The organism is Salipiger sp. HF18 (genome assembly GCF_011806505.1).
Lineage (GTDB): Bacteria > Pseudomonadota > Alphaproteobacteria > Rhodobacterales > Rhodobacteraceae > Salipiger > Salipiger thiooxidans.
The window spans coordinates 1-6,964 of record NZ_JAATOS010000204.1; the positions used below are offsets into that span (position 1 = coordinate 1).

5 protein-coding genes, 1 pseudogene and 1 riboswitch are annotated in these 6,964 nt (G+C 67.9%); of the genes and pseudogenes, 2 read left to right on the forward strand and 4 right to left on the reverse strand.

The window, feature by feature from the left end; all coding sequences use genetic code 11:
• Window positions 1-30: 30 nt before the first annotated feature.
• From HC022_RS15825 to HC022_RS15840, 4 genes are all read right to left on the reverse strand, one after another.
• Entirely contained in the window at window positions 31-816 is a 786-nt protein-coding gene (locus tag HC022_RS15825; protein WP_167453085.1) for a DUF4198 domain-containing protein, read from the reverse strand.
• A 143-nt stretch (window positions 817-959) separates the two neighbouring features.
• Window positions 960-1,164: riboswitch (cobalamin riboswitch) on the reverse strand.
• Window positions 1,165-1,367: 203 nt separating this feature from the next.
• A complete protein-coding gene (locus HC022_RS15830) occupies window positions 1,368-2,720 on the reverse strand; it encodes a cytochrome c (protein WP_167453086.1) in 1,353 nt (450 codons plus the stop codon).
• 11 nt (window positions 2,721-2,731) lie between these two features.
• Entirely contained in the window at window positions 2,732-4,501 is a 1,770-nt protein-coding gene (locus HC022_RS15835; RefSeq protein WP_008887846.1) for a GMC family oxidoreductase, read from the reverse strand.
• Window positions 4,502-4,504: 3 nt separating this feature from the next.
• Entirely contained in the window at window positions 4,505-5,206 is a 702-nt protein-coding gene (locus tag HC022_RS15840) for a gluconate 2-dehydrogenase subunit 3 family protein (protein ID WP_008887756.1), read from the reverse strand.
• A gap of 426 nt (window positions 5,207-5,632) precedes the next feature.
• On the opposite strand from HC022_RS15840, the gene HC022_RS15845 reads away from it, so the two are divergent.
• Together HC022_RS15845 and HC022_RS15850 are read left to right on the forward strand one after the other, a co-directional pair.
• Window positions 5,633-6,745, forward strand: coding sequence for an FAD-dependent oxidoreductase (locus HC022_RS15845; RefSeq protein WP_167453087.1), 1,113 nt, complete (start codon window positions 5,633-5,635; stop codon window positions 6,743-6,745).
• Between the two features lie 21 nt (window positions 6,746-6,766).
• Window positions 6,767-6,964 (forward strand): annotated as a pseudogene (locus HC022_RS15850) (hypothetical protein); the annotation flags it as partial.

Genomic DNA, 6,964 nt, shown 5'->3' on the forward strand with positions numbered 1-6,964 from the left:
TCAACGATGTGCATGGGCCCGTGCTCCTGTCTATTCCAGATCCCAGGCGCGGATCCAGATCACCGCGTCCTGGCTGAGTTCCTTGCCCTCGTGCTCGGTCACCGGGCCCGAGCCGAGCGCGGCGAAGCCCCAGTGCCCGGCCCGGGGCACGCCGAAGGTGAAGGTGCCGTCGGGGCCGGGCACCGCGACCACCGAGCCGCCGGGCGGCGGGGTGACCACGGGCCGGGTCGCGGCGCCGCTCGTCATGTCGGGTTCGGCGGCCATGTGCTCGATCTCGATCTCGACGCCCGCGGCGGGGGCGCCGTCGCGCAGCACCTGCCCGCTGAAGGTCGAGCCTGCGATGACGTTGTAGGGCTTGTTGAGCGGCACGATCTCGGTCGGCAGCCCCACCGGCTCGGCCCAGTCGGTGGGCAGCTGGTTGCGGTTCAGGAAGGCCTTGGTGATCTGCTGGATATAGAGATCCTCGGAGGCCTCAAAGTAGGGCTGCGGCACCGTCACCAGCACGTAGTCGCCCGAGCGCCGCACCGGCACCGCGCCGACGAGGGCCGCGCCCTCGTTCTCGCCGCCCGTGAAGGTGACCGGCTCGAGCGTGCCCAGCAGGTCGGTGCGCTCGCCGTTGTGGAGCACGAAGAACTCCTGCGGCATCTCGAGATCCATGACATGGCCGTTTTCGAACGGATGCCAGAAGATCAGCTTGACCGGCACCTCGCCGGGCGCCTCGATCATGGTGTCTTCGGTGTATTCCAGCAGGAAGTGGGCCGAGGCGGTGGCGGGAATCGCCAGCGCGGTCGCGGCCGCGAGAAGGATGGTCTTCACAGGTCTTCGTCCTTGTCCGATGCGCCACACCCGGCGCAGGTCAGTTTGGACGGCGGGACGGTCGAGCCCATACCGGGAGGCCGCGGTGCGGCAAGCCGGATACCAGCTCCGGCGCTCACCCCGACGCCCGGTGGAAACGCCCCTTCCGGGAGGCGTCGTCCGGCAGGTCTCCTGACTCGCGGGTCTCAGCTCGGGGCCGGCCTTCCCGGATTTCTCCAGTGGCATGATCGGCCCTGCTCACCGCTTACAGTTGCGGGGGCAGTTGCCGCATTGGCGCACGAGGCGCCGCACGGCATTCCCTCTTTCGCCCGAGGCGATTGCTTCGGGACCGGACATGGCGCAGTCATGGCAGAGAGTCCGCCCCCGCGTCAATCGCGGATTGCTGCCGGCCGGGGGAGGGGCAGCGGCCCGGCCATCGGGGGAGCTGCGCTGCGGAAACTGGCGGGAGCCGTTGCGCCGCCACATGAAAAAGGCCCCCGGAGCGCTGTCCGGGGGCCTTTTCGGGTCTGGTGGGCCCCGGTCACGACGGGCGTGACTGGGGCCGTTCGGGCTTAGTGCGAGGCTGCGCTGGCGCGGACCGCCGCGACGTCGGCGGCGCTGATGGCCGGGGCGTCGTTGCCCCATGCGCCGCGGAGCCAGGTCGCGAGTTCGGCGACCTCTTCATCCGACAGGCGGTCGGCGTAGCCCTGCATGCGCAGGGTCATCGGACGTTTCGCGGTCGAGGCGACCTCGGCGCCGTTCAGGATCACCGAGATCAGCGGCTTGGTCTCGGAGCCGTTGACCAGCCTGTTGCCCTGAAGCTCGGGGAAGATCTCGGGCGCGCCCTTGCCGGTGGCGAAGTGGCAGCCGATGCAGTTGTCGGTGTAGAGACGCGCACCGAGCGGCATGTCGGGATCGGAGTCGATGAGCATGGCGGTGTCCGCCTCGCCCGCCTTGTCGGCCTCGGGGACCTCGATCGAACCGGCCCTGGGGGCCAGCGTCTCGGGAACCTCGACCGCGTCGCCGTCAAGCCCCTTGAGGAAGGCGGCCATGGCGATGTTGTCCTCGTCGGTCAGCTTCTGCAGCGAGTGCTCGACCACGAGGCCCATCTCGCCGTTGGCGGTGGAGTGGGCGTTGCGGCCGGTGGCGAGGTAGGTGGCGGTCTCGGAGACCGTCCACCTGTTCAGGTCGCTGTCCTCACCGCGGAGCGCCGGAGCGTTCCAGCCGTTGATGACGCCGCCCGCGAGGAAGTTCGCATCGTCCACGGTCACGCCGTCCTGCGACATGAAGGGCGAGCGCGGGCTGTGGCAGGCCGCGCAGTGGCCCGGGCCCTCGACCAGGTACTGGCCGCGGTCCTGCACGTCGGACACCTCGGCGGGGGTGAAGCCCGGGCCGTGGGTGAGCGCGAGCCAGTTCCACGCCCGGATGCCGAAGCGCAGGTTGAACGGGAAGGAGAGCGCGGTCTCTTCGACCTCGTTCTTCACCGGCTGAACCTCGGTCATCAGGTAGTCGTAGAGGGCGCGCATGTCCTCTTCCGTCATCAGACGGTAGTTCTCGTAGGGCATGGCCGGGTAGAGGTGGGTCCCGTCGGGCTCGACGCCGTCGATCATGGCGCCGCGGAAGTCGTCAAAAGACCAGTCGCCGATCCCGGTCTCGGGGTCGGGGGTAATGTTGGTCGACCAGATGGTGCCCATGGGAGAGGCGATGGCCTTTCCGCCGGCGAGGGGGGCGCCCTCGTCGGAGGTGTGGCAGGCCACGCAGTCCGAGGCGTTCAGGACATATTCGCCCTGGCCCGGTTCCGGCTGCCAGTCGGCGGGCAGCTCGGCCACCGGCTGCGTGCGCTGAACCGGCACGAAGATGAAGGCCAGGAGCGCGATGCCCCCCAGCACGACGAGGCCCGCGACGATGCGGAGAAAGGTTTTCATGGGTATTCTCCTCAGACCAGCGGACGCGGGTTGGACAGGTACTGGGTGCGGATCGCGTTGACCGTGTGGTAGGCCAGCGCCCCGACGAGCCCGGTCGGGTTGTACTGGGTGTTCTGCACGAAGTTGCCTGCGCCCATGGCGAAGACGTTGTGCGCCTTCCAGGTCTGGCTGTAGCGGTTGACCACACCCTCGCGGGCGTTCTCGGACATGATGTGGCCGCCGGTGTTGTGCGTGGTCTGGTAGGGACGCACGTCATACTGGGCACCGATGTTCTTGAAGCCCGCCTGCATGAGATCGGGGTTCATCGACGCAGCCAGCGGTTCCATCTTCGACTTCATGAACTGGTTCATCCGCAGGTCGTTGTCCTGCCAGTTGAACGTCATCCGCATCAGCGGCCGGCCGTGCCGGTCGGTGTAGGTCGGATCGAGGTCGAGGTGGTTGTTGGCATAGGCCATGTGCGAGCCGTGCGAGCCGATCGACATGGCGTGGCCGTAGTTCTCGCCGATCGCCTGCTTCCAGCCGGCGCCCCAGGCCGGGGTGCCCGAAGGCAGCGGCATGTTGCGGATCGGCTGGCCGTTGAAGGTGCCGGAGCGCCAGTACGAGCCACCGATGAAGCCCTCGGCGCCGAAGTCGTTCTGGCTGATCGAGAAGTCGTCGATGACCATGCCGTTGGCGCCGTGGCCGACGAACGGGTTGAACTCTTCCTCGCGGAAGAACATCGTGATGCCGCCGTTCATCTGGTAGGCGTAGTTCTTGCCGAGCGTGCCCTCGCCGGTGAGCGGGTTGTAGGCTTCGCCGAGGCCCGACAGCAGCATCAGGTGCACGTTGTTGAGCTGGTAGCTCGACAGGATCACCATGTCGGCGGGCTGGAAGACCTCTTCCTGCGCCGCGTCGTCCCAGTAGGTGACGCCGGTCGCGGTCTTGCCATCGGCGGCAAGCTCGACCCGCAGCACTTCGGACTGGGTGCGGTAGCTGAAGTTGGGGTAGCGCTTCAGCGCGTCGAGGATCGTCGTCTGCGGCGAGCTCTTCGAGTACTGGTAGCAGCCGAAACGCTCGCAGAAGCCGCAGAAGTTGCAGGGGCCCATCTGCATGCCGTACGGGTTGACGTAGGCGGTCGACGCGATGCCCGCGGGGGCCGGGAACGGGTGGTAGCCCATCGCCTTGGCCGCGGCCTGGAACTTGGACGAGTCGTAGGTCGTCGGCAGCGGCGGCATCGGGTAGTCTTCCGAGCGCCAGCCCTCGAACGGGTTGCCGCCTTCGCGGATCTCGCCGTTCAGGTTGCCGGCGTAGCCGGAGATGCCCGCGACCTTCTCGAACTGGGTGAAGAACGGCTCGAGGTCGTCGTAGCTCACCGGGTAGTCGCCGAGGTTCATGCCCTCGGGGATGATGCCCTCGCCCCAGTTCTCGACCACGTGCGAGCGCAGCTTCAGCTCGGCCGGCTGCGGACGCCAGTTGAGGCCGTTCCAGTGGGTGCCGGCACCGCCGACGCCGTTGCCGGGCAGGAAGGAGCCGAGCGAGCGGTAGGGCAGGGCGGTCTCGTCGCCGCTGCGGCGCACGGTCAGCGTCTGCTGCGACAGCTTCTGCATCATCTTCAGACGGACGCCGTATTTCAGCTCGTCGATCTGCTGGGGATACTGGAAGTCGGGGACGGTGTTCTGGTCATGGCCGCGTTCGAGCGCGACGATCTCGAGCCCTTCCTGCGCCAGTTCGATGCCCGCGATGGAGCCGGTCCAGCCGAGGCCGACGATGACCACGTCCTTTTTCTGTTCCTGACGTGCCATGGTTTATGCCCTTTCGCCGCTGATCGAGACCGGACCCAGCGGGTATTTCACGTTGTGCCGCTCGGGCCATGCGCGATAGGCCGCGCGGGCGCCCGGGAAGCCGATGTAGACCCACGACTGCATGCCGTGGTTGCCGCCGTAGATCGGGTCGGCGAAGTAGCCTTCCTTGGTGTTGGCGAGCAGGATGGTGAAGAAGTCGCGCAGCTCGGACGGAAGCCCGACGTCGCCTTTCTGCAGCGAGGTCAGCGAGGCGTCCTGCTGTTCGGGCGAGAGCTTGGCGAAGATCTCGCCGTGGGTCTCCTCGCACCATGCGTCGAAGGCGGGGATCGCCTGACGGTAGACCTCGGCCGGGTTCAGCGGGGACTGCCAGCCGCGCGCGGGCTCGGCGGAGGGGTCGTGCGGACCTTCCATGTACCAGTCGCCGGCGGCGCCGTAGTCACCGGCCAGCTGCAGGTCGATGAAGACGGGCACGCGGGTCTCGATGGCGCCGGGGCCATCGCCATCCGAGGGGATGAGTCGTGCGGTCGCGGCCATCACGAAGGCCCATTCGTCGGCATTCAGATAGGCGCGGTCGTAGTCTTCGAGGGGAACGGGGGGGGTGCTTTCCTGCGCTTGCGCGGAAGCGGCCAGCCCCGTGAGTGCGACACCTGCGGCGGAAGCTTTGAGGAAGCTCCGGCGGCTCGGGTATCCGGGAAGGTCGGTCATTTCGGGTGTCCTGCCGTATGAATCTGGTGGGAACGTCGGTGCACCGGGGAGGGTGCGACATCGTGCGCCTACGCCGCGTCACGCTGTCGCGCAAGCGGGGCTCAAGGGGGTGCAAGGCAGCTATGACGCAGGGTCATGCCCCTGTGGGATCGGTCTCTGAAATGTGATGCAGTGACCGATCGGTCAAAAATTCATATATAGTAGCGGTGGGAGCGGGAGTGACGGCGTCATGTTCGGGGTGCCGTCTGCATGTGAGCGCACAGTCACTGTGCGTTTCCGCGCCACCGCTATCGGCGCGCGGCACCCGTCCCTCGGGAGGGGGCCGCCTATAACAAAATCGCATACAACGTAAACGCAATGATATTTGCGTTATGGTCGCCGCGTCCCCTTAATCGCCGGAGGTTTCTCAGCAACGAAAGGCGCCAGGTGACGGATCTGGGACATTGGGACATTGTCGTGGTCGGCGGCGGACTTGTCGGAACAGCGACGGCCCTGGGCATGGCGCGTGACGGGGCGCGGGTGCTGGTCCTCGATTCCTCAGACACCAGCTTTCGTGCCAGCCGCGGCAACTTCGGGCTGGTCTGGGCACAGAGCAAGGGCGCGGGCAACCGCGACTACGCCACCTGGACCCGGACGGCGGTGCGCGAATGGCGCGCGCTCGAGGCCGAGATCCGCGAGCTTTCGGGCGTCGAGACGCATTACGAGGCCGGGCTCGGGCTGCACCTCTGCCTCGGCGAGGACGAGTTCGCCAAGCGCGCCGAGATGATCGGCCGGGTCGCCGCGCACCAGCTGCCGGGCGACGACGTGCGGATGATCCGCCGCGACGAGCTGCTCGAGATCATGCCCGACGTGGGTCCCGGGGTGGTGGGCGCGTCGATGTCCTCGCTCGACGGGGCCTGCCAGTCGCTGGCGCTCTACCGCGGGCTCAGCATCGCGCTGCAGAAGGCCGGCGCGAGGCTCATCTCGAACGTGCAGGTCAGCGCCATCGAGCCGCAGGGCGACGGCTACCGGATCGAGGCCGAGGGGCTGCGGGCGACCGCCCCCAAGGTGCTGATCGCTGCCGGGCTCGCCACGAACAGGCTTGCGGCGCCCTTCGGCATCCCCGAGATCGTCCGCGGCCAGAAAGGCCAGATCCTCGTCACCGAGCGCGCCCGCCCGATCCTCCCGGCGGTGACCTCGGGCATCCGGCAGACCGCCGAGGGCACCATCCTCATCGGCGACACCAAGGAAGAGACCGACGAGGACCGCTCGACCGGGCAGGGGATGCGACAGCTCGCGGCGCGGGCGGTGCGGCTGCTGCCCGAGATCGGAAACCTGCGCGTGGTCCGGAGCTGGGCGGCGCTGCGGGTGCTCACCCCGGACGGCAACCCGGTCTACGACGAGAGCCCCTCGCATCCGGGGATCTTCGTTGCGACGACCCATTCCGGCGTGACGCTTGCGCCGGCCCATCGCGGCCCGCTCGCGCAGTGGATCATGAACGGCCAGCGCCCGCCCGAGTTCGCGAGCTTCGGCGCGCAGCGCTTCGCCAAGACCAACTGAATGACCAACAGGAACACAACAATGAAACATCTCCCCCTCGCGTCCCTCACCATCGCCGGCCTGCTGGCCGCCTCCGCCGCGAGCGCCGACGTCACCTGGACCTTCGGCGGCATCAACCCGCCGGGCGCGCCGGTCACGCAGGCCTCCAAGCGCTTCGCCGAGCTGGTGAACGAGCGCACCGAAGGCCGCGTCACCATCAACTTCTACGAAGGCTCGCAG